Here is a 21434-nt window from a genome sequence, read left to right on the forward strand (position 1 = left end):
CCGCACGCGTAGCGTCGGCGGTATGTCCCGCACCCCCAAGGACCACGACCCGCTCGTGCCGATGCCCCCCGCACCCGTCCAGGCCACCCCGACCGAACACGGGCAGCACGTGCAGCCCGACGCTCCGGCGTGGAACGGCTGGCTCGACCGCGCGATCTCGGTGCAGCGTCCGGTCGTCGTCGCCCACGTAGCCCGTGTCCGTCGTCGGCACCCCGACGCCTCCCCCGCCCAGGTCATCGAGATCCTCGAGCGGCAGTACCTGACCGCCGTGACCTCCGGTGGCGCCGCGGTCGGTGCCAGCGCCGTGATCCCGGGCGTCGGCATGATCGCGAGCCTCGGTCTGAGCGGCGCCGAGACCGTCGGCTTCCTCGAGGCCAGCGCGCTCTTCGCCCAGTCCGTCACCGAGGTGCACGGCATCACCGTCGAGGACCCGGAGCGCGCCCGCGCCCTGGTCATGGCGATGATGCTCGGGGCGCCGGGCACGCAGCTCGTCAAGCAGCTCGCCGGGCAGGCCAAGGGCGGTCCGGGACGCACGGCGTTCTGGGGCGAGCTCGTCACGTCGTCGCTGCCGAAGCAGGCCGTCAGCGGGATCGGCGGCAAGCTCCGGAGCGCGTTCATCAAGCGCTTCCTCACCCGGCAGGGCACGTCGGTGCTCGGTCGTGCGATCCCGTTCGGCATCGGCGCGGTGGTCGGCGGTCTCGGCAACCACGCGCTCGGCCGGAAGGTCGTCCAGTCCTCCCGCAGTGCGTTCGGGCCGCCACCCGTGCACTTCACCGTCGTGCTCCCGCCCCGGGACGGTGTCGGGGCGACGGACGCGAAGCCGCTGAGCAAGCGGCAGCAGCGCGCCCTGGACCGCGGTCGCGGCCACTGACGCGGACTGCGCCGCCGACGGACGGGAGGCCCGCCACCAGCTGGTGGCGGGCCTCCCGTCCGTCCGTGGACCGGTCCGGTGACCGGCGGATGCGGCGGCAGCAGCGGCCGCGGCCACCGTGCCGTCAGCGCCGCCAGTGCCGTCCGTGCCGTCAGTCAGTGCCTGCGGACCGGCGTGGTGACGACCTGGCCCGCGTGGGCGAAGCCGCCGCCGAAGCCGAAGAGCAGTGCCGGGACGCCCTCGGGCAGTTCCCCCCGGTGCCAGGCCTTCGACAGCCCGAGCGGGACGCTCGCCGCCGAGGTGTTGCCGGACTCGACGACGTCGCGGACGACGTACTTGCCCTCGCCGCCGAGGGCCGTGACGAGGGGTTCGATGATGCGCAGGTTCGCCTGGTGGAACGCGAACACGCCGATGTCGTCGAGGGCCAGGCCGGCCCGTTCGACGACCGCGCGGGCGTGTCCCTCGGCCTCGGTGATCGCCCACCGGTAGATCGACCGCCCCTCCTGCTGGAAGATCTCGGGGTCGTGCGTGACGCGGACGGCGTCCTGCAGGTGCGGGACGCTCCCCCACGAGACCGGGCCGATCTGCGGCTCGTCGGTGGCCTGGAGGACGGCGGCTCCCGCTCCGTCGCCGACCAGGACGCACGTCGAGCGGTCGGTCCAGTCGGCGATGCGTGAGAGCGTCTCGGAGCCGATGACGACGGCCGTGTCGGCCGCCGCGGTGCGGATCGCCTGGTCCGCGATCGCCATCGCGTACTCGAAGCCACTGCAGGCGGTGTTGATGTCGACGGGCGCCGGACCGTTCGTCATGCCGAGCGCGGCCGCGACCCGACCGGCCGTGTACGGGGAGCGGTCGCGGTGCGTGGTCGAGGCCACGACGACGAGGTCCACGTCGGTCGGGGCGACGCCGGCGTCGGCGAGGGCGTTGCGCGCCGCCTCGGTCGCCATCGACGTGACGCTGTCGTCGGGGCCGGCGATGTGGCGGGTCCTGATGCCGGTGCGGGTCGTGATCCACTCGTCGTTCGTGTCGACCATCGTCGACAGTTCGTCGTTGGTGAGGATCCGGTCGGGCTGGTGGTGGCCGAACCCGGTGATCCGGCTGCCGCGGAGTGCTGGGATGTTCACATCCGGAACGCTACGCCTGTCGTCCGTCGCCGCATACCCGGGTCGGCATGCGGCCCGCTCGGGTGGACGACATCAGTCGCGCGCAGCTGCCGTCGCCCGTCGGTTCGCCTTCTTGATCGCCTCGACGAGCTCGTCCTTCGTCATCCGGGAGCGGCCGCTGACGTCCAGGCGCTTCGCGAGGTCGAGCAGGTGTGCCTTCGAGGCGTTCGCGTCGACGCCCTCCTCGGTCGTGCCGGAGCCGCGTGTGCCGGCGGCGCCGGAGTCGGACGGACCGGAGGAGGCCTTCTCCTCCCAGTGGTCGCCGACCTTCTCGTACTCGTGCTTCACGGCGGCCCACGCGGTGCGGCCGGCGCGCTGTCCGTCGCCGTACTCGGCCTCGGCGGACCGCTTCGCGGCACGGTAGACGTCCTGGGCGTGCTCCGGGGACCGCTGCAGGGTGCTGGGGAGGTCGTCGTCGGCGGGCATGGCTGCTCCTTCGTGATGTGGCGCGTGGTCGTGGTGCGCGCGTGGTCGTCCGACCTCCACCGGTACTCCCGGGGCCTGGCAGTGCGACGGGCGCGGGGCGTAGACCTGGGCAATGGATTACACACATCTCGGACGGACAGGGCTGTCGGTGTCACGGGCAGTGCTCGGCACCATGAACTTCGGACCGGAGACCAGCGAGGACGACTCGCACGCGATCATGGACCGGGCGCACGAGCTCGGCGTGAACTTCTTCGACACCGCCAACGCGTACGGCGGCTCGGTGGGCAAGGGCGCCACCGAGGAGATCATCGGGCGCTGGTTCGCGAAGGGCGGCGGCCGGCGCGACAAGACGGTGCTCGCCACCAAGGTCTACGGCGACATGACCGGCTGGCCGAACGGCGAGAAGCTCAGCGCCCTGAACATCCGACGCTCGCTCGACGAGAGCCTCCGTCGACTGCAGACCGACCACGTCGACCTCTACCAGATGCACCACGTCGACCGTGCGACGCCGTGGGACGAGATCTGGCAAGCGATGGAGATAGCGGTCGGCCAGGGCAAGGTGCTCTACGTCGGGTCGTCGAACTTCGCCGGGTGGCACATCGCCCAGGCGCAGGAGGCGGCACGGCACCGCAACTTCCTCGGGCTCGTCAGCGAGCAGTCGATCTACAACCTGGTCGTGCGGGACGTGGAGCGCGAGGTCCTGCCGGCTGCGCAGCACTACGGCCTCGGGGTCATCCCCTGGTCACCGCTGCAGGGTGGTCTGCTCGGCGGCGTCATCGAGAAGACGGAGAACGGGTCGCGCCGGCTGTCCGGGCGGAGCGCCGAGTACGTCGACGCCCACCGTGACCAGCTGACCGCCTACGAGGCCTTCGCGAAGGAGCTCGGGCACACGCCGGGCGAGCTCGCGTTGGCGTGGCTCCTGCACCAGCCGGGCGTCACCGCGCCGATCACCGGCCCGCGCACGATGGAGCAGTGGGAGTCCGCGGTCCGTGCCGTCGACGTCCGCCTCGACCAGGCGTCGCTCGACCGGCTCGACGAGCTGTTCCCCGGGCACCGCACGTCACCGGAGGACTACGCCTGGTGACCTGACCCCCGCAGACGTGCACGACGACGGCCCCCGCTCGGATGAGCGGGGGCCGTCGTCGTGGAGAGGGAGCGGGTCAGCGCGCGCCGACCGGGCTCTTGTCCTCCTCGTCGTAGAGGACGTAGCCCTCCTCGCCGTGGACCGCGGTGTCGATGCCGGCGACCTCGTCCTCGGTCTTGACGCGAAAGCCGATCGTCTTCTCGATGATGAAGCCGATCACGAAGGCGAGCACGAACGAGTACGCGCCGACGGCCAGTGCTGCGGCGGCCTGCTTGCCGAGCTGCTCGAACGAGCCGGAGTAGATCAGGCCGGTGTCGTTGGCGAAGAAGCCGAGGAACAGCGTGCCGAAGACACCGCCGACCAGGTGGACGCCGACCACGTCGAGCGAGTCGTCGAAGCCCAGGCGGTACTTCCAGTCGATGGCGAAGCAGCAGACGATGCCGGCGAGGAAGCCGAGCACGATGCCCCATCCGGGCGTCAGCGCGGCGCAGGCCGGGGTGATCGCGACGAGCCCGGTGACGGCACCCGAGGCGGCACCGACGGAGGTGGCCTTGCCGTCCTTGAGCTTCTCGATGAGCAGCCACCCGAGGATCGCGGCGGCCGGCGCGGCGAGCGTGTTCACCCAGGCGATCGCGGCGATGCCGTCCGCAGCACCCTCGGACCCGGCGTTGAACCCGAACCAACCGAACCAGAGGATCGCGGCACCGAGGAGGACGAAGGGCGGGTTGTGCGGCTTGTGCGCACCCTTGGCGAACCCGACGCGCTTGCCGAGCACGAGCGCCAGGGCGAGGCCCGCGGCACCGGCGTTGATGTGCACCGCGGTGCCACCGGCGAAGTCGATGACGCCCCACGTGGCGGCCCAGCCGGAGGTCAGGTTGAATACCCAGGAGGCGACCGGGAAGTAGACGACGGTGACCCAGACCCCGGCGAAGACCATCCACGCGCCGAACTTGGCGCGGTCGGCGATGGCACCGGAGATGAGGGCGACCGTGATGATCGCGAAGGTGGCCTGGAAGCCGACGAAGGCCATCGACGGGTAGGCCGCGTCGATCGTGGACGCCTTGGCCTCCTCGAACGCCTGGCCGAGGCCGAGCAGGTTCCAGTCGATGCTGAAGAACCCGACGACGCCGGACACGGCCGTGTGGTCGCCGTGGTTCGCGAAGGCGATGGCGTAGCCGTACAGCACCCAGAGGACGCTCACGAGGGCGATCGCCCCGAACGACATCATCATCATGCTGATGACGGACTTCGCCTTCACCAGACCGCCGTAGAAGAAGGCCAGGCCGGGTGTCATGAACAACACCAGCGCCGCCATGACCAACACGAACGTCGTGTTGCCCTGATCAAGCATGTGTGCACCTCTCGTGAGCTGTGCGGCTCTCCGTCCGCCTCGGGTGCGACCGAGTCTGGCGACGGCGTGTTTCGCCGGAGGGCACCGACTGTTTCAGGGAGGTAACGTCACGCGGCGTTCTGTGAACGCTGTGTTTCGCCGCCCCGGACAGCGTCCATCAGCGGCGTGCGGACCCGGTCAGGAGGCGCGTGGGGCGTCGTCGACGCGGGTCAGCGCCACGACACGGCTGGCCGCACGCAGGTACTTCTTGCGGTACCCGCCCCCGAGCATCACGTCGGGGTAGACCGTGTCGAGCGGGATGCCGGAGGCGACGATCCGCACCTGAGCGTCGTAGAGCCGGTCGACGAGCGCCACCCAGCGGAGGGCGTCGGTCTGGTCGGTGAACGCCTGCACGTCGGTGAGTCCCACGGCGTCGAGGCCGTCGACGAGCGCGACGTACCTCGAGGGGTGCACCGACGCCAGGTGGGCGACGACGGACCGGAAGTCGTCCTGCGTGACGCGGGCCGGGCCTCCCGTCCCGGACGGGGTCGACGCGGCCAGGGCCGCCAGCGCGCCCGGGACGTCGTCGACGACCGAGGCGGACTCGTCGACGGCGCGACGGCGGAAGTCGAGGCCGTCGATGCGCATGGTGTCGAACCGGTCGGACATGGCCTGGATCTCGCGGAGGAAGTCCTGCGCGGCGAAGCGCCCCTCGCCGAGCGCGCCGGGCGGCGTGTTCGACGTGGCGGCGAAGCGGGTGCCGGTCTCGGACAGCTCCTTGATGAGCCGGGTCATCACCATCGTGTCGCCCGGGTCGTCGAGTTCGAACTCGTCGATGCAGACGAGCGCGGTCCCGCGGAGCAGGTCGACGGTGCCCTGGAAGCCGAGTGCGCCGACGAGCGCGGTGTACTCGATGAAGGTGCCGAACGTCTTGCGTCCGGTGGCCGCGTGGTACGCCGCGGCGAGCAGGTGGGTCTTGCCGACGCCGAACCCGCCGTCCAGGTACACACCGGACTTCGCCGGGACCTCGGGCTCCTTGCGCTTCCGGCCGAACAGCCCGCGCTTCGCCGGCTCGGGAGTCGTCGTCACGAACGCCTCGACGGCGTCCCGCACCGCGGCCTGCGACGGGTACTCGGGGTCCGGGCGGTAGGACGCGAACGACGCCGCGCTGAACTGGGGCGGCGGCACGAGTGCGGCGGCCATCTGCTGCGGGGTGACCTGGGGGTCGCGGTCGACGAGGTGGTCCGGCGCGGGGCGCGGTTCTGGCACGGTGCGGGACCTTCCGTCGGCCTGTCGTCTGATGTCACGTCACGGCTGCGACACGGTGCTTCCGCGTACCGTTGGGGGTGACGCGCAAGGACCGATCCTAGTCCGCGCGCCACCGATCCCCAGGAGGCACCCCCGATGACCGCACCGGTCGACCCGTCCGAGAAGTTCCGTTCCTACGCGCACCCCGAGCGCCTGGTCTCCACCGAGTGGCTGCAGGAGCAACTCGACGCCGGGGTGGGGTCGCCGGAGCTCGTCGTGGTCGAGTCGGACGAGGACGTCCTGCTCTACGAGACCGGGCACGTCCCGGGGTCGGTGAAGATCGACTGGCACACCGACCTCAACGACCCGGTGCAGCGCGACTACATCGACGGTGAGGCCTTCGCCCGGCTCGTCGGTGGCAAGGGCATCGGCCGCGACACCACCGTCGTCATCCACGGCGACAAGGACAACTGGTGGGCCGCCTACGCCCTCTGGGTCTTCACGCTCTTCGGGCACGAGGACGTCCGCCTGCTCGACGGCGGCCGGGCGAAGTGGATCGCCGAGGGCCGTGCGATGACCACCGACCGGACCGTGATCACGCCCGTCGAGTACCCCGTGGTCGAGCGCGACGACACCACCGTCCGCGCCTTCAAGGAGGACGTCCTCGCGCACCTGGGCAAGCCGCTCGTCGACGTCCGCAGCGCCCCCGAGTACTCCGGTGACCGCACCACCGCGCCGGACTACCCGGAGGAAGGTGCGCTCCGCGCCGGACACATCCCGACCGCCGTCAACATCCCCTGGAAGTCCGCGGCCGCGGCCGACGGCACGTTCCGGTCGCGCGAGGAGCTCGACGCCGTGTACCGCGAGGGCGCGGGCATCGGCGACGCGGACGAGGTCATCGCCTACTGCCGCATCGGCGAGCGGTCGAGCCACACGTGGTTCGTCCTGCAGCACCTGCTCGGCGTCGAGGACGTCAAGAACTACGACGGCTCCTGGACCGAGTGGGGCAGCGCGGTGCGCGTCCCGATCGTCACCGGCACCGAACCGGGTACCGTTCCCTCCCGATGAACGACGTACTCCCCCAACCCCTCGCCGAGATCCGCGACGACTTCCTCGAGCTGTCCCAGCAGGACCGCCTGCAGCTGCTCCTCGAGTTCTCCGACGAACTCCCCGCGCTGCCCGGGCGACTGCAGGGCCACGAGGACGAGCTCGAGCGGGTCGAGGAGTGCCAGTCCCCGGTCTTCATCACGGTCACGGTGGGCGAGGACGGCGATGCCCCGGACGTCGTCCGCATGCACGCCACCGCTCCGCGCGAGGCACCGACCACGCGCGGCTTCGCGTCGATCCTGGCGCAGGGGCTCTCGGGCCTCAGCGTCGAGCAGGTGCTCGCCGTGCCGGCGGACTACCCGCTGACGCTCGGGCTGAACGAGGCCGTCAGCCCGCTGCGGATCCGCGGCATGGTCGGGATGCTCGGGCGGGTGCAGCGGCAGGTGCAGGCGGCGGTCGCGTCCGCCTGATCCGGGTCGCCTGATCGCGACCTGCCGACGGACGGGAGGCACGGTGCCAGCTGGCACCGTGCCTCCCGTCCGTCGTCTTCCCGCCGTGTGGACACGACATCCCGGTGGAACGACCGGTGCAGGTGGCAGGATGGGCCCGTCAACCGACGAGGGGAACGGGACGACATGGGGAAGATCCACGGCAACGACCCGACGGGGTACTCCTACGGAGATGCCGACGGACTGAAGTCCGCTGCGACGGGGCTCGCGAGCGCGATCATCGGCCAACCTCTTCGTCGCCGCGACCCACGAGGTCGGGACGTGGTTCGGCGCCGACGACGACCCGAAGCCACCGGAGCCGGAGCCCGAGCCGCACCGCCAGGCCGACGCCGTGACGGTGAGCGGCCGGACCATCCCGGCCGGTGTCCGGATTCCCTACCAACACATCGAAGAACTCACGATGAACGACCGTGGCGATTACCGAAGTCAGGCACTCCGCATCATCAGCGAACTCGAGGATCGGCTCGGAGTTCAAGCGCTGGAAGATGTGCGCGATCTCGTTGAATGCAACGAAGCCCCTATCGGCCTGAGTATCGCAGCAGGGATCATCGCGGAGCGCAACCTCACTGTTCCCATGTGGATCGTCGAGGACATCAAACGTCTCTTGCAAGAGTGGCCAGAGGAACTCGCTGAGCTTCCCGAACACTTCGAGACGCACGGCTCTGATCTCCTCCGCGGCGATGTGTCACCCGAAGGGCCGAGCACCTGATCGAGGGTCCCGTATGCTGCGCCTTTTCACTCTTGACTTGGTTCGGAATGAAGACGTGTATGTCGAACTCGACGACATTCTGGAGTCTCTGTACCTGCCCGAGCTTCACTGGACAGCAGAGGATATGTTCGTCAACGTCTCCCCTGGTTCTGGATTGGAGATTCGCGAACTCGAACGAGTTTCCGGCAGGCGAAGTCTTCCGAATCCGGTCCTCGACCCCGCCACGTTCACTCGTCTCGTTGCGGCCACGGTGCAGTTCATCGAGGGCGAGTTCATCGGCTTCGAGGAAGCAGATGTGGGTCAGCTCGACAAAGCCGTCATCGTCATCGATGTGGTGGACGGAGCATGGTGGACGGTCATTCTCGACCTGGATCGAGTCGGAGTGCAAGACCGGTTCACTTCGATCTTCGGGGAAGGAACACCGACGACGGCCATGTCCCGCCGGCCACACGACGCCTGGAGGAAGACCCGTGGTCGTCTTCGACTGGATCGAGAACACCCCAGCGCGGTGGCGAGACGAGGGCAGCGCTTTCCCTGGACGGCAACCGAGGCGGACTTGACGAGTACATCACTTGAACGGCATCAAGAAGGGCGCGATCGAGCTCGATCGCGTCAGCGGCATCAACCCGGAGTTCTGACATGCAAGAAGTCTTCTTTCTCTCGTCCATGGACAGCAAGCTGTTCTCGTCTGTCTTCCGGTGCGAAGTGGAACGACCGATCGAGCTCCCGAACGGTCACCATGCACTGATGGTCAGTTGCGATCCGCCGCTGAACGGACAGGAACTCGGCCACCCACTCGGCATCGGAGAGCTGTTGCTCTGGAGTCGGTTCGGAGACGAAGACCTCTGGACCTTCCCCACCTTCCCGCACTTCGTGCAGATCTGTCTCCCTGACGTCGATCTGCCTGTCCATGCCATGCCTCCGAGCATCGCATGGGGCGAGATCTACAAGACCGAGGCCGACGCGCACGCCCACGAGACGAACGCTCGCCCGCGCTCCTCGACGAAGTGATCGAGTTGTCTGGCAAGCTCCCGCAGACTCGCGAACCGCTCTACGAGGCAGTAAGGAGCGATCCGTGCGAGTGAGTGAGTGAGTGAGTGAGTGAGGATCATGTCGTTCCGCAGGAGATCAGGCCGCCCGGCCACCCGGCGGTCGGAGCCGGAATTCGTCACCTACCACTGTCTGATCGGCTCGCAACCAATGGGCGTTCTGACGTTCCGCAACATCGTCAACGGGATGACCATCCCTCCGCTGCGCTGGCTCGTCACCGATCTGAACATGGTGGTGCTGCCGGACTCGGACATCAACGTCCTCGAGTGGGAGCAGAAGGTTCGCGACAGCAGCGGCGCCGGACTGTGGATCACCGACGACGACATGCGGCGCTTCGTCCGGTACAACCACCAGATGATCGATGGCGAGTTCTTCGGCTCTCCGATCAACAGCACCACGACCGACGCCTCGCAGGCAGTGATCCGCATCGACTTCTTCGACAGCACGACGGTCACCGTCACCCTGGATCGTTCGGTGATCGGGAGCTCCTGGGAGTTCGACCTGTTCCTCGGACCCGGCGTTCCCGTGTCCAGCATCGGGAGCCGCGACGAGGAGATCGCCGACGAGCAGCGCCGCGCACAGGAGCACCGCGACGGCCGGGAGCGGCCGACGGGAGAGACACCATGAGGAATACCGCGATCGGCCCCGTCCGCCTGCACGTCGCCGGCGACACGGTCGACGCCGTCACGATCGACACCGCCGTCACCGTCCGCTTCTCCAGCGGAGCGACCCTCCGGTTCGAGACCGCCTTCTCGCTGACCGAGACGGACGGCACGCACACCTTCATGGAGCCCGGCGACCCGCCCTCGCTCCTGCCGCTCCTCGCCCTCCACACGAAGGTGGTGGAACGCGGCACCGTCACCGGCGCCCGGATCGCCGTCCGCTTCGCATCGGGTGCGTTGCTGGAGGGGTGGTCGCACCGCGACCGGCCGTCGTGGCACTGGTCCGAACCAGGACGAGCGCGCCTGGACATCGATGTCCTGACCGGTGGCGAGGTCGTCGCCCGCACACTTCCCGGAGGGACGCCGTCATGACGGACGTCATGTCGGTCAACGATCTGCGCCGACTCATCCCGTCGTCCGATCCGGTCATCCCGGGCCGAGTGCACGAGGTGTTGTCCGCTGTCGCCGACGCTGCCGAGGTCCTCACCTACGACGTGTCGGCACGATCCTTCGCCGAGGCCGTCCGGCGGAGCTACGCGCAGGACGAACCCAACCTGCTGCCACTGGTCGAACCGCTCTGGCCGCTCGGGGACGCACTCGTGCTCGTGTGCCAGGTCGAGTCCGGGCCGGAGATCGTCACCGTCCTCCTCCGTGCTGCCGACCGGGGTTTCCTCTCCGCGACGGCGTACGACCGTTCGGTGAGCACCAGATCGCCCATCCGACCGACGGAGGAGGCACCATGACCGACGATCCCGTTCTCGAGTTCGCCGCCGCCCGCGTGGACGTCCTGACCGTCACCTTCCAGACCACCATCGGTTTCTCGAACGGCACGACGATGCAGTTCGAGGCCGAGTTCGCGATCACCGGTCCGGACGGGGTACGCCGGCTCGTTGACCCGATGGACCCGACGTCGCTCGCACCCGTCCTGGCCCTGCACGGCGACACGGTCACGAACGCGACACTCGACGGCGCCGACCTCCGGCTCCACTTCGCATCCGGGACCGTCCTCGAGGCCTGGTCCGACGACTCGTACGAGTCCTGGCACCACCACGGCGGCGGACCGGAGCGCCGGACGCTCATCGCCCTGCCCGGCGGCGGCCTGGCGGTCTTCGGGCCACCACCGACGTCCGACTGACGAGTCGTGCCACGATGAAGGACGTCATCGGACGAGGGGAACGGACGACGTGTTCGGCAAGCGCAAGAAGGACCAGCCATCGGGCTCCGAGTTCCACCAGACCAACAGTGAGCAGCAGCTCTTCGCGCAGCTGCTGGCCGAGACCCGGGCCGACCCGGAGAAGGTGTTCACGATCGAGATGATCGATCGTGGCAACCCAGGTCGCGACCTCGACGACCGTCTGGACCGACTCCGCCACGCGGGCGTGACGATGACGCGGCCGTCCCCCGCCGAGGGTGTCCCGCCTCGGTCGTCGTCGCACTCCGAGTCCGGAACCGCCGGGACGCCCGCCGACGAGCTGGTTCCACTCAGCCGCCAGCCGTTCACCGCCGAGCCCGGTGACGTCTTCTTCATCCCGGACGGCGGCGGCCGCGTGCTGCTCGGGCACGTCCTCGCGACGCTGCACGACGCGGTGTACGTCGCGGTCTTCCAGCGCCCCGAGGACCTCCCCCGCCCGGCCGACCCGCTCGTCGTGCTCGCCACGCAGCCGGTGGTGGCCGGGCTGACCCTGCCGGCACGGTTCCAGCCGGGCATGTGGGAGGTCGTCGGCACCGTCGCCCCGGACACCGCCCGGCTGCTGCCCGCGTACACCTGGGGCACCGACCTCGACGGCGTGCACGTCACCGACTTCTCCGGGTCGCGTTCCCGGCCCGCGACCGAGATCGAGGCGACGACGATCCCCCGCCGTGTCGTCGTGTCGCCGTACTTCATCGACATCGCCGTCCGCGCAGTGGTCGGCCTCGTCGACTGGCACCCGGACTTCGAGCACCTCCGCTACCGCTCGACCCCGCGCTCCGTCGACCTCTTCCCCGCGCGCTGATCCGGGCACGCGCTGAAGCCGGACAGGCCGCCACCGACGGCGGGTCGTGACCACCCGTCAGACGGGAGGCGCGTCACCGCTGGCACCGCGCCTCCCGTCCGACGTCGGTCACCGCACGCACGTCACCGCGCGTCGGCCGCCACCACCTCGGTGAGCCACGCCAGGATCCGCGCGTCGAACCAGTCCGCATCGTGGTTCCAGAGCTTCGTGTGCCGGGCGACGTGGGCGACCTCGAGCTGCACCAGGTCCGGTCGTGCCGCGGCGAGGGCCTGCGCCGCTGACGAGGGGACGAACCCGTCGTCGTCGCTGTGCAGCAGCAGGATCGGGACGTGGAGTTCGTCGGCGCGGGCGACCATGTCGAGTTCGCGGAGGTCGATCGGTTGGTCGAGTCCGGCGATCCGGTGGAGGACCGGGGTGCGGAGGACCCACTGCGCCACCTTGCGGACCGGCCTGGGCAGCCGGAGCGCACGGCTCTGCGACTTGAGGACGGCGTTCCAGTCGACGACGGCCGAGTCCAGCACGATCCCGGAGACCAGGTGTGCCAGCGTCGAGCGCACCAGGGTCTGCAGGACGACGGCGCCGCCCATCGACCAGCCCATGAGCACGACACTCGTGGCACCCTGCTGGGCGACCCAGTCCAGGCCGGCGTCGACGTCCTCCCACTCGGTCGACCCGAGGCCGTACCGGCCGTCGGCGCTCGCGGGCGCGACACCGTCGTTCCGCCACGACACCAGCAGGACGGAGTACCCGGCAGCCCGGAACACCGGCACGGCGCGGATCGTCTCGGCGCGGGTGACGCCGCGACCGTGCACCAGGACGGCCCAGGGCGCGGCCGGGTCCTCGGCACGGACGACCCAGGCGGGCGCGGGGCCGTTCGGGGTCTGCACGTCGACGTCCTCGACCGGGACGCCGAGCTCCCCCGGGGTCAGGTAGAACCAGCCGCCCCAGCGTCCGCGCCGTGCGACGGTCGGGTCGCCGGCGTCCACCGCGATGATCCGCCGGGTGACCGTGGTGTCGGTCACGGCAAGCACCTCGCCGACTCGCACGTGCCCGGTCGCTCCGCCGAACCACAGGCTGTACCGGCCCTGGAGCTCCGTGTCGGGACTGCGGCCCAGGGTGACGGTCCGGGACTCCAGGTCGACCGCGGTGATCGGGACCCGCTCGGTGCGCTTGCGGTCCGGGGTGACGACGGCGCGGGCGACGGCCACGACGGAGCCGGCGACGACCGCGACGCCGAAGGCGGCGGCGGTGACGCCGGCGCCCAGGGCCAGGAAGCCGGCCGAGCGCGCCGTCCGTCCAGCGGGCCCCGGCCGTGACCGACGTGCGGGACGGACGGCGGCGGGACGGCGGGGCATGCGGGCCTCCAGGCAGAGGACGACTGCGGGCAGCACGACTGCGCGACGGACGGCGTGCCGCCCGCACCGGTGCTCGGTCCGGAGCCTAGTCTGCATCCGTGCCCGAATCCCGAGTCCCCGACGCCGAACCGGAGGCGTTCGCGCGTCTCCGCTCGTTCGTGTCGACGGGCAGGACCCGCACCGAGACGACGGTCACCGAGATCCCCTCGCCGAGCCGCATCGCCCCGTACTCGATCGCCCTCGCGGCGGACGTGTCCGGCGTCGTGCACGGCGTGGACTCGGACCTCGGCACCGGACGCTTCATCGCCCTGCACGACCCCGCGGAGCCGGAGGGGTGGGGTGGCGCGTACCGCATCGTCACCTTCGCGCAGGCCCCGCTCGAGCCGGAGATCGGCGTCGACGAGTTCGTCGCCGACGTCACCTGGAGCTGGCTCGTCGACGCCCTCGACGCGCACGGGGCCGGGTACCACAACGCCTCCGGCACGGCGACGAAGATCATCTCGCGCGGGTACGGCGAACTCGCGGCACAGGGCGACGGTGCCCAACTGGAACTGCGGGCGTCGTGGACGCCCCTCGACGACGACCTGACGCCGCACGTGCAGGCGTGGGAGGAGATCGTGGCGATGCTCGCCGGACTCCCCCCGACCTCGGACGGTGTCTCGCTCCTGGCCCCCCGGAGGCTCGCCCGTGACTGACGCCGATCCCGCCTACGAGGATGCGCACGCCGCCGTCCACGTCATCGAGAGCCGCGAGGAGTACCTCGACGCCGTGGCACGCATCGCCGGCGGCACCGGTCCGGTCGCCGTCGACGCCGAACGCGCGAGCGGTTACCGCTACTCCCAGCGGGCGTACCTGATCCAGGTGTTCCGCCGCGGCTCGGGCTCGTTCCTGTTCGACCCGATCGCGATCGGAGACTTCAGCGACCTGCAGGCCGCGATCCTCGACGAGGAGTGGGTGTTCCACGCCGCGTCGCAGGACCTGCCGTGCCTCCGCGAGGTCGGACTCGTGCCGACCCGCATCTTCGACACCGAACTCGGCGCACGGATCGCCGGCTTCCCCCGCGTGGGGCTCGGCGCGGTCGTCGAGCAGCTGCTCGGCATCACGCTCGCGAAGGCGCACTCCGCCGCCGACTGGTCGACCCGTCCGCTCCCCCAGGCCTGGCTCGTCTACGCCGCCCTCGACGTCGAACTGCTCCCCGACCTCCGCGACTCCCTTGCCGACGTCCTCGAGAACGCCGGCAAGGGACGCATCGCCGAGGAGGAGTTCGCCGCCGTCCTCGCCCGCGCCCCGAAGCCGCCGCGTGCCGAGCCGTGGCGCCGTCTGTCCGGCATGAACGCCCTCCGCGGTGCCCGCGCCCTCGCGATCGCACGGTCGCTCTGGCAGGCGCGGGACGCCTACGCGCAGGAGACCGACATCGCCCCGGGCCGGACCATCCCGGACGCCGCGATCGTCGCCGCCGCCGCTGCCGCCCCGACCTCGCGTGCCGAGCTCGGTGCGCTGAAGACGTTCACGGGCCGGGCCAGTCGCTCGGAGCTCGACCGCTGGTGGGCCGCCGTCGAGGAGGGCCGCTCCACCGAGGACCTGCCGCGCCTGCGTGGCGGGGGTGAGCCGAGCCTCCCGCCGCCCCGCGCGTGGGCCGACCGCAACCCAGCCGCGGACCGCCGGTACCGGGCCGCCCGAGCCGCCGTGACCGCGCGCGCCGCCGAGCTCGACCTGCCCCTCGAGAACCTGCTCACGCCGGAGACCCTCCGGCTGGTGTCGTGGAACCCGCCGAGGACGGTGGCCACGGAGACCGTGGGCGCGACGCTCGCGTCGCACGACGCCCGCCCCTGGCAGGTGGAGGAGACGGCGTCGATCATCGCGCACGCGTTCGAGGTCGCCGCCGACCGGTCGGTCGAGGACCCGGCGGCCGCGGTCGTCGCGGCAACGGCCCCCGCCGCTGCCCCTGCCCCTGCCCCTGCCTCCGGCGCTGATCCTGCCGGTGCCGGTGCCGGTGCCGGTGCCGGTGCCGGTGCCGACGGTGTTGTCGCACCCGGACAGGTCGACGCGACGCCGGACACCGCCCGCTCGTAGGAACCGCCCAACCGACGTGCCTGCGCTCAGCCACGGGTACTAGCGTCGGACCGTCGCCGGGCGCAGCCCGGCCAGGTCGGGGCGACAGGAGTCCCCGGCCCGATCGATGTGGATCTGGAGGCTCGCATTGCCGAAGACATCAGACGTCGTGTTCGTGGACGGTGTCCGTACACCGTTCGGCCGCGCCGGTGAGAAGGGGGTGTTCTGGAAGACCCGCGCCGACGACCTCGCGGTCCACGCGATGCGCGGGCTGCTCGACCGGAACAGCTCCCTCGACGGTGCCGCCGTCGACGACGTCGCGGTCGCCGCGACCACCCAGCAGGGCGACCAGGGCCTGACCCTCGGCCGCACGGTCGGGATGCTCGCCGGTCTGCCGAAGTCCGTCCCCGGCTACGCGATCGACCGCATGTGCGCGGGTGCGATGACGAGCGTGACGACCCTCGCGGGAGCAATCGCGTTCGGCGCCGCCGACGTCGCCATCGCCGGCGGGGTCGAGCACATGGGCCGCCACCCGATGGGCTTCAACGCCGACCCGAACCCCCGCTTCGTCGCGGAGCGCATGGTCGCCCCCGACGCGCTCGTGATGGGCAACACCGCCGAGCGCCTGCACGACCGCTTCCCCGCCATCACGAAGGACCGCACCGACGCCTTCGCCGTGCAGTCCCAGCAGCGCTACGCCGCCGCCTGGGGCGCCGGCAAGCTGCAGCCCGACGTCATCCCGGTCGAGGTCAACACCGGGCAGGGCTGGGACATCGTCTCGACGGACGAGCCCCCCCGCCCCGGTACCACCCTGGAGGCCCTGGCCGCGCTCAAGACGCCGTTCCGGCCCCACGGGCGGGTCACCGCCGGCAACGCGGCGGGCCTGAACGACGGCGCGACGATGAGCCTGCTCGCCTCCTCCGCCGGAGCGGCGGAGCACGGGCTGCCGACGAAGATGCGCATGGTCTCCTTCGCGTTCGCCGGGGTCGAGCCCGAGGTCATGGGCGTCGGCCCGGTCCCGGCCACCGACAAGGCACTGCGGAAGGCCGGGCTGTCCATCGACGACATCGGCCTGTTCGAGATCAACGAGGCGTTCGCCGTGCAGGTGCTTGCCTTCCTCGACAACTACGGCATCGCGCAGGACTCCCCGAACGTCAACGCCTGGGGCGGAGCGATCGCCGTCGGGCACCCGCTCGCCTCGAGTGGCGTCCGCCTGATGACCCAGCTCGCGGCGCAGTTCGCCGAGCGTCCGGACGTCAAGTACGGCATCACGACGATGTGCATCGGACTCGGCCAGGGCGGCACCGTCATCTGGGAGAACCCGAACTTCAGCAAGAGCGCGGCACGGAAGGCGGCCTGACCATGACCACCACCCTGATCGACCAGCTGACCGCCCTGAGCGAGGACGAGGTCGTCACCCACTCCTACGTCAAGCACGTGGCGCTGCCCTCCGGCGGCACGCTCGCGCTCATCACGCTCGACAACGGCAAGGACTACAAGCGCCCGTCGACGCTCGGCCCGCGTACGATGCGTGAGCTGTCGGACGTGCTCGACGGGCTGCGTGCCGAGGCCACCGCCGGCACAGTCCAGGCCGTCGCGATCACCGGCAAGGAGTACTGCTTCGCGGCGGGCGCCGACCTCTCGCAGGCGGCAGCGCTGCCCTCGCGCGACGTCGCCCACGAACTCGGTGTCCTCGGCCACGCCACGCTCCGGAAGTTCAGCGAGCTCGGTGTCCCGTCGTTCGCGTTCGTCAACGGCATCGCGCTCGGCGGCGGGCTCGAGGTGGCGCTGCACTGCACCTACCGCGTGTTCTCGTCGGCAGCACAGGGTATCGGCCTGCCCGAGGTCTTCCTCGGCATCATCCCCGGCTGGGGTGGGGCGACGCTGCTCCCCCGCCTGATCGGTCCGGAGAAGGCCCTGCGGGTCATCGTCGAGAACCCGCTGAAGAACAACCGTCTGATGGACGGCAAGGCCGCCGTCGATCTCGGCATCGGCGACGCGCTCATCCCGTCGGTGACGTTCCTGCCGTCCGCGGTCGCCTGGGCCGACGGCGTCGTGTCCGGCAAGACCAAGGTCACGCGGCAGAACGAGCCCGGCATGCTCGAGAAGGCGGCCTGGGGCACGGTCGTCAAGGTCGCCCGCGGCCAGGTCGCGTCGAAGATCGGCACCGTCCCGAAGTCGCCGTTCCGGGCGCTGGACCTCGTCGCGACCGCGAAGTCGGGCTCGCTCGACGAGCGGTTCGCCGGGGAGGACGACGCCCTCGCCGACCTGCTCGCCGGTGACCAGTTCGCGGCGTCGATGTACGCGTTCGACCTCGTGCAGAAGCGGGCGAAGCGACCGGTCGGTGCCCCCGAGGGGGTCGACTCGAAGAAGATCACCAAGGTCGGCGTCCTCGGGGCCGGACTCATGGCGTCGCAGTTCGCGCTGCTCTTCGCCCGTCGCCTCGGCGTCCCGGTCGTCATCACCGACGTGTCGCAGGAGCGTGTCGACGCGGGTGTCGCTCGGATCGCCGGCGAGGTCGCGAAGCTCCTCGAGAAGGGGCGCATCTCGCCCGACGACGCGAACCGCATCACCGCGCTCGTCTCCGGCTCGGTGTCCTACGACGCGTTCGCCGACGCCGACTGGGTGATCGAGGCCGTCTTCGAGGAGATGGGCGTCAAGCAGGACGTCTTCCGGAAGATCGAGCAGGTCATCGCTCCCGACGCGATCCTGGCGACGAACACCTCGTCGCTGTCCGTCGACGAGATGGCGTCGGTGCTCGAGCACCCGGAGCGCCTGGTCGGCTTCCACTTCTTCAACCCGGTCGCGGTCATGCCGCTGCTCGAGGTGGTGCGGGCGGCGAAGACCTCGGACGAGGCACTCGCCACGGCCCTCGCGGTCGCGAAGACCCTGAAGAAGACCGCGATCGTCACCGCGGACCAGCCGGGCTTCGTCGTCAACCGGGTGCTCGCGCGGGTGCTCGGCGAGGCGATGCGCGGCGTCGAGGAGGGCACCTCGTTCGAGACCGTCGCCCACGGAGCCGCACCCCTGGGGCTGCCGATGTCGCCGTTCGAACTGCTCGAACTCGTCGGCCTCCCGGTCGGCGCGCACGTGCTCGACTCGCACCACGCCGCCTGGCCGGAGCGCTTCTACCCCGGCGACGGGCTGAAGCGGATCGCTGAGCACGGCACGATCCTGACCCGCGACAAGAAGGGCAACGCCACGGGGTACGACCCCGCCGCCGTGAAGCTCGTCGCGCCGTCGAAGAAGGACGCGAAACCGGTCGACGCTGCCGAGATGCAGCGCCGGTTCGAGGACGCCCTGGCCGACGAGGTGCACCGCATGCTCGAGGACGGGGTCGTGCAGCACGTCGAGGAGATCGACCTCGGCCTCATCCTCGGCGCGGGCTACCCGTTCCAGGCCGGCGGCATCAGCCCGTACCTCGACCGCAGCGGAGCTTCCGAGCGCGTCTTCGGCGGCACGTTCCACGTCCCGCCGATCGTCGGCCCCGCCACCCGCTGACGCGGCCCGCGCGCCGGTCCGCTCGCGCGCCGCGCCCCGCAACGAGCAACGCGCCCCGTTCCGACGGGGCGCGTTGCTCGTCAGCGGGCGCAACCCCTCGGCGGCGGCACTGCTCCGCCCCGCCCCCTGGCGCCGCGCGCCGCTCGCGCGGCGGTGCGCTCGCGCGCCGCGGGCGCGCCGCGCCCCGCAACGAACAACGCGCCCCGCAACGAACAACGCGCCCCGCTCTAACGGGGCGCATTGTCCGTCAGCGGGCGCGACCCCTCGGCAGCGGCGCCCCGAGGCGCGCTGACGCGAGGCCGCGTGCCGCCGCCCCGCTCACGCGATGGTGCGGTCGCGCGCCGCGCCCCGCGACGGACAACGCGCCCCGTTCGGACGGGGCGCATTGTCCGTCAGCGGGCGCAACCCCGCGGCAGCGGGCCCCGCCCCGCCGCCGCGCGCTTCAGCGCTCCGCAGACTCGCGGGACCGCGCCGGCTTCGCCTGGGGCACCTTCGTGCCGACGACCTGGTCGATGACGTCGCGGGCGATGGCCTGCGCCGTGAGCCCGGCATCGGCGAGGATCTGACCCCGGCTTGCATGGTCGATGAACGCGTCCGGCAGCCCGAGCTCGTTGACCCCGGTGTCGACCCCGGCAGCGCGGAGGTCCTGCCGCAGCCGGGTCCCGACGCCACCCACGCGCACGCCGTCCTCGATCGTGATGACGAGCCGGTGGTCGCGGGACAGGTCGATGAGCGACGCCGGGATCGGCACCACCCAACGCGGGTCGACGACGGTGACGCCGATGCCCTGCGCCTCGAGCAGTGCCGCGGCCTCGAGCGCGGTCGGCACCATCGACCCGACCGCGACGACGAGCACGTCCTGGTCGCCGGACGCCGGGTCGTGCAGCACGTCCACGCCGTCGTCGAGCCGCCGCAGCGCCGGGATGTCCTGGCCGATCTGCCCCTTGGACCACCGGAGGACGGTCGGGGCGTCGTCGACGGCCACGGCCTCCCGGAACTCCTCGCGCAGCGTGACGGCGTCACGCGGTGCGGCGATGCGGATGCCGGGGACCACCTGCAGCAACGCCAGGTCCCACATTCCGTGGTGCGACGGGCCGTCCGGGCCGGTGATGCCCGCACGGTCGAGCACGAACGTCACGCCGGCGCGGTGCAGGGCCACGTCCATGAGCACCTGGTCGAACGCCCGGTTGAGGAACGTGGCGTAGAGCGCGACCACGGGGTGCAGTCCGCCGTACGCCAGCCCCGCCGCGGTCGTCACGGCGTGCTGCTCGGCGATGCCGACGTCGATCACCCGGTCGGGGTGCGCCTGCTGGAACAGGTGCAGCCCGGTGGGACGGAGCATGGCGGCCGTGATGGCGACGATGCGGGGGTCCTCGTGCCCGACCTCGGCCAGCGTCGCGGCGAAGACGGAGGTCCACGACGGCCCGGACGACACGTCGAGCGACTCGCCCGTCTCGGGGTCGATGTGCCCGACGGCGTGGAACTGGTCGGCCTGGTCACGCAGGGCCGGCTCGAACCCGTGGCCCTTCTCGGTGATCGCGTGCACGATGACGGGCGAGCCGTAGCCCTTCGCCTGCCGGAGCGCCGCCTCCATCGCCTGCTGGTCGTGCCCGTCGACGGGGCCCACGTACTTGATGTCGAGGTTCGAGTAGAGCGCCTCGTTGTTCGTGAACCGCGAGAGGAATCCGTGCAGGCCGCCGCGCAGTCCTCGGTAGACCGCACGCCCGGGCGCGCCGAACACGTCGGCGGCGGCGCGGCTCTTCTCGTACAGGGTGCGGTACTCGCGGCGGGTCCGCACCGAGCTGAGGAAGCGCGCCATGCCGCCGATGGTCGGGGCGTACGAGCGACCGTTGTCGTTCACGACGATGACGAGCCGGCGGTCGTTCTGGTCCGAGATGTTGTTGAGTGCCTCCCACGTCATCCCGCCCGTGAGGGCACCGTCGCCGACGACTGCCACGACCGTGCGGTCCGACTGCCCGGTCTGCTGGAACGCGCGGGAGATGCCGTCCGCCCAGGACAACGACGAGGAGGCGTGAGACGACTCGACGATGTCGTGCTCGGACTCACTGCGCTGCGGGTAGCCCGCGATGCCACCGCGCTCCCGCAGCCGCGAGAAGTCCTGCCGACCAGTGACGAGCTTGTGCACGTAGGACTGGTGGCCGGTGTCGAAGACGAACGGGTCGTGCGGCGACTCGAACACCCGGTGCATCGCGAGCGTCAGCTCGACGACGCCGAGGTTCGGCCCGAGGTGCCCCCCGGTCTTGGCGACCTCGGCGACCAGGAACGCGCGGATCTCCGCGGCGAGGTCGGTCATCTGCGCGTCGGAGAGACGCTTCAGGTCGCGCGGCGACGTGATGCTGGCGAGCAGGCTCACGAGCGCTCCTTTCGTGCTGCTGTCGGCTCACTCTATGCGCGCGACCCGACAGCGGACGG

The 21434-nt window shown here is 71.0% G+C and carries 22 protein-coding genes; 15 read left to right on the plus strand and 7 right to left on the minus strand.

Annotated features, from left to right (window positions below; all coding sequences use genetic code 11):
- The first annotated feature begins 22 nt into the window (after window positions 1-22).
- Entirely contained in the window at window positions 23-871 is an 849-nt protein-coding gene (locus KM842_RS05780; protein ID WP_216261518.1) for a hypothetical protein, read from the plus strand.
- Between the two features lie 155 nt (window positions 872-1026).
- On the opposite strand, the gene KM842_RS05785 is transcribed toward KM842_RS05780, so the two are convergent.
- Window positions 1027-1995, minus strand: coding sequence for a beta-ketoacyl-ACP synthase III (locus tag KM842_RS05785; protein WP_216261519.1), 969 nt, complete (start codon window positions 1993-1995; stop codon window positions 1027-1029).
- A 72-nt stretch (window positions 1996-2067) separates the two neighbouring features.
- Window positions 2068-2460, minus strand: a complete 393-nt coding sequence (locus tag KM842_RS05790; RefSeq protein ID WP_216261520.1) for a ChaB family protein — start codon at window positions 2458-2460, stop codon at window positions 2068-2070.
- Between the two features lie 112 nt (window positions 2461-2572).
- Between KM842_RS05790 and KM842_RS05795 the strand changes: the two genes are divergently transcribed.
- Complete coding sequence (locus KM842_RS05795; RefSeq protein WP_216261521.1) at window positions 2573-3544, plus strand: aldo/keto reductase; 972 nt, start codon at window positions 2573-2575, stop codon at window positions 3542-3544.
- 76 nt (window positions 3545-3620) lie between these two features.
- On the opposite strand, the gene KM842_RS05800 is transcribed toward KM842_RS05795, so the two are convergent.
- Both KM842_RS05800 and zapE read right to left on the minus strand, forming a co-directional pair.
- Window positions 3621-4895, minus strand: a complete 1275-nt coding sequence (locus KM842_RS05800; RefSeq protein ID WP_216261522.1) for an ammonium transporter — start codon at window positions 4893-4895, stop codon at window positions 3621-3623.
- Window positions 4896-5072: 177 nt separating this feature from the next.
- Window positions 5073-6143: a cell division protein ZapE gene (zapE, locus tag KM842_RS05805; protein ID WP_253206269.1), complete on the minus strand. Its 1071-nt coding sequence runs from the start codon at window positions 6141-6143 to the stop codon at window positions 5073-5075.
- Window positions 6144-6278: 135 nt separating this feature from the next.
- On the opposite strand from zapE, the gene KM842_RS05810 reads away from it, so the two are divergent.
- Both KM842_RS05810 and KM842_RS05815 read left to right on the plus strand, forming a co-directional pair.
- Complete coding sequence (locus tag KM842_RS05810) at window positions 6279-7190, plus strand: sulfurtransferase (protein ID WP_216261523.1); 912 nt, start codon at window positions 6279-6281, stop codon at window positions 7188-7190.
- Window positions 7187-7639, plus strand: a complete 453-nt coding sequence (locus KM842_RS05815; protein ID WP_216261524.1) for a SufE family protein — start codon at window positions 7187-7189, stop codon at window positions 7637-7639. The genes KM842_RS05810 and KM842_RS05815 overlap by 4 nt, the downstream gene beginning before the upstream one ends.
- Window positions 7640-7895: 256 nt before the next feature.
- Here KM842_RS05815 and KM842_RS05820 read toward each other — a convergent pair whose 3' ends face one another.
- On the minus strand, window positions 7896-8336 hold the full coding sequence (locus KM842_RS05820; protein WP_216261525.1) for a hypothetical protein: 441 nt from the start codon (window positions 8334-8336) through the stop codon (window positions 7896-7898).
- A 64-nt stretch (window positions 8337-8400) separates the two neighbouring features.
- Here KM842_RS05820 and KM842_RS05825 point away from each other — a divergent pair, with 64 nt between their 5' ends.
- From KM842_RS05825 to KM842_RS05855, 7 genes are all read left to right on the plus strand, one after another.
- Window positions 8401-9135: a hypothetical protein gene (locus tag KM842_RS05825; protein WP_216261526.1), complete on the plus strand. Its 735-nt coding sequence runs from the start codon at window positions 8401-8403 to the stop codon at window positions 9133-9135.
- Entirely contained in the window at window positions 9135-9398 is a 264-nt protein-coding gene (locus tag KM842_RS05830; protein ID WP_216261527.1) for a hypothetical protein, read from the plus strand. The genes KM842_RS05825 and KM842_RS05830 overlap by 1 nt, the downstream gene beginning before the upstream one ends.
- Window positions 9399-9497: 99 nt before the next feature.
- Window positions 9498-10064 (plus strand): hypothetical protein, encoded by a 567-nt coding sequence (locus tag KM842_RS05835; RefSeq protein ID WP_216261528.1) that lies wholly within the window; start codon window positions 9498-9500, stop codon window positions 10062-10064.
- Complete coding sequence (locus KM842_RS05840; RefSeq protein ID WP_216261529.1) at window positions 10061-10471, plus strand: DUF6188 family protein; 411 nt, start codon at window positions 10061-10063, stop codon at window positions 10469-10471. The genes KM842_RS05835 and KM842_RS05840 overlap by 4 nt, the downstream gene beginning before the upstream one ends.
- A complete protein-coding gene (locus tag KM842_RS05845) occupies window positions 10468-10842 on the plus strand; it encodes a hypothetical protein (RefSeq protein ID WP_216261530.1) in 375 nt (124 codons plus the stop codon). Before KM842_RS05840 ends, KM842_RS05845 begins: the two co-directional genes overlap by 4 nt.
- The gene (locus KM842_RS05850; protein WP_216261531.1) at window positions 10839-11234 is read left to right on the plus strand and encodes a DUF6188 family protein; all 396 of its coding nucleotides are present in this window, start codon (window positions 10839-10841) and stop codon (window positions 11232-11234) included. The genes KM842_RS05845 and KM842_RS05850 overlap by 4 nt, the downstream gene beginning before the upstream one ends.
- A 49-nt stretch (window positions 11235-11283) precedes the next feature.
- A complete protein-coding gene (locus KM842_RS05855) occupies window positions 11284-12093 on the plus strand; it encodes a hypothetical protein (protein ID WP_216261532.1) in 810 nt (269 codons plus the stop codon).
- A 122-nt stretch (window positions 12094-12215) separates the two neighbouring features.
- On the opposite strand, the gene KM842_RS05860 is transcribed toward KM842_RS05855, so the two are convergent.
- Window positions 12216-13448 carry an alpha/beta hydrolase family protein gene (locus KM842_RS05860; protein WP_216261533.1) on the minus strand — a complete coding sequence of 411 codons (1233 nt, stop codon included), beginning with the start codon at window positions 13446-13448 and terminating at the stop codon, window positions 12216-12218.
- Window positions 13449-13546: 98 nt separating this feature from the next.
- On the opposite strand from KM842_RS05860, the gene KM842_RS05865 reads away from it, so the two are divergent.
- The 4 genes from KM842_RS05865 to KM842_RS05880 all read left to right on the plus strand — a co-directional run bounded on the left by KM842_RS05865 (window position 13547) and on the right by KM842_RS05880 (window position 19001).
- On the plus strand, window positions 13547-14143 hold the full coding sequence (locus KM842_RS05865; RefSeq protein ID WP_216261534.1) for a DUF3000 domain-containing protein: 597 nt from the start codon (window positions 13547-13549) through the stop codon (window positions 14141-14143).
- Window positions 14136-15521: an HRDC domain-containing protein gene (locus KM842_RS05870; protein ID WP_216261535.1), complete on the plus strand. Its 1386-nt coding sequence runs from the start codon at window positions 14136-14138 to the stop codon at window positions 15519-15521. The genes KM842_RS05865 and KM842_RS05870 overlap by 8 nt, the downstream gene beginning before the upstream one ends.
- A gap of 127 nt (window positions 15522-15648) precedes the next feature.
- Window positions 15649-16860: a thiolase family protein gene (locus KM842_RS05875; RefSeq protein WP_253206270.1), complete on the plus strand. Its 1212-nt coding sequence runs from the start codon at window positions 15649-15651 to the stop codon at window positions 16858-16860.
- Between the two features lie 2 nt (window positions 16861-16862).
- Window positions 16863-19001, plus strand: coding sequence for a 3-hydroxyacyl-CoA dehydrogenase NAD-binding domain-containing protein (locus KM842_RS05880; protein WP_216261537.1), 2139 nt, complete (start codon window positions 16863-16865; stop codon window positions 18999-19001).
- A 442-nt stretch (window positions 19002-19443) separates the two neighbouring features.
- Here the strand turns inward: KM842_RS05880 and dxs are convergent, their stop codons facing one another.
- A complete protein-coding gene (dxs, locus tag KM842_RS05885; protein WP_216261538.1) occupies window positions 19444-21375 on the minus strand; it encodes a 1-deoxy-D-xylulose-5-phosphate synthase in 1932 nt (643 codons plus the stop codon).
- Window positions 21376-21434 lie beyond the last annotated feature (59 nt).

This window comes from Curtobacterium sp. L6-1 (assembly GCF_018885305.1).
GTDB lineage: Bacteria > Actinomycetota > Actinomycetes > Actinomycetales > Microbacteriaceae > Curtobacterium > Curtobacterium aetherium.

Excerpts from the sequence above, each read along its gene's own strand:
- KM842_RS05780 (WP_216261518.1), top strand. The coding sequence starts at position 23 with ATGTCCCGCACCCCCAAGGACCACGACCCGCTCGTGCCGATGCCCCCC.
- KM842_RS05790 (WP_216261520.1), bottom strand. The coding sequence starts at position 2,460 with ATGCCCGCCGACGACGACCTCCCCAGCACCCTGCAGCGGTCCCCGGAG.
- KM842_RS05795 (WP_216261521.1), top strand. The coding sequence starts at position 2,573 with ATGGATTACACACATCTCGGACGGACAGGGCTGTCGGTGTCACGGGCA.
- KM842_RS05800 (WP_216261522.1), bottom strand. The coding sequence starts at position 4,895 with ATGCTTGATCAGGGCAACACGACGTTCGTGTTGGTCATGGCGGCGCTG.
- KM842_RS05810 (WP_216261523.1), top strand. The coding sequence starts at position 6,279 with ATGACCGCACCGGTCGACCCGTCCGAGAAGTTCCGTTCCTACGCGCAC.
- KM842_RS05815 (WP_216261524.1), top strand. The coding sequence starts at position 7,187 with ATGAACGACGTACTCCCCCAACCCCTCGCCGAGATCCGCGACGACTTC.
- KM842_RS05825 (WP_216261526.1), top strand. The coding sequence starts at position 8,401 with ATGCTGCGCCTTTTCACTCTTGACTTGGTTCGGAATGAAGACGTGTAT.
- KM842_RS05830 (WP_216261527.1), top strand. The coding sequence starts at position 9,135 with ATGGTCAGTTGCGATCCGCCGCTGAACGGACAGGAACTCGGCCACCCA.
- KM842_RS05835 (WP_216261528.1), top strand. The coding sequence starts at position 9,498 with ATGTCGTTCCGCAGGAGATCAGGCCGCCCGGCCACCCGGCGGTCGGAG.
- KM842_RS05840 (WP_216261529.1), top strand. The coding sequence starts at position 10,061 with ATGAGGAATACCGCGATCGGCCCCGTCCGCCTGCACGTCGCCGGCGAC.
- KM842_RS05845 (WP_216261530.1), top strand. The coding sequence starts at position 10,468 with ATGACGGACGTCATGTCGGTCAACGATCTGCGCCGACTCATCCCGTCG.
- KM842_RS05850 (WP_216261531.1), top strand. The coding sequence starts at position 10,839 with ATGACCGACGATCCCGTTCTCGAGTTCGCCGCCGCCCGCGTGGACGTC.
- KM842_RS05860 (WP_216261533.1), bottom strand. The coding sequence starts at position 13,448 with ATGCCCCGCCGTCCCGCCGCCGTCCGTCCCGCACGTCGGTCACGGCCG.
- KM842_RS05880 (WP_216261537.1), top strand. The coding sequence starts at position 16,863 with ATGACCACCACCCTGATCGACCAGCTGACCGCCCTGAGCGAGGACGAG.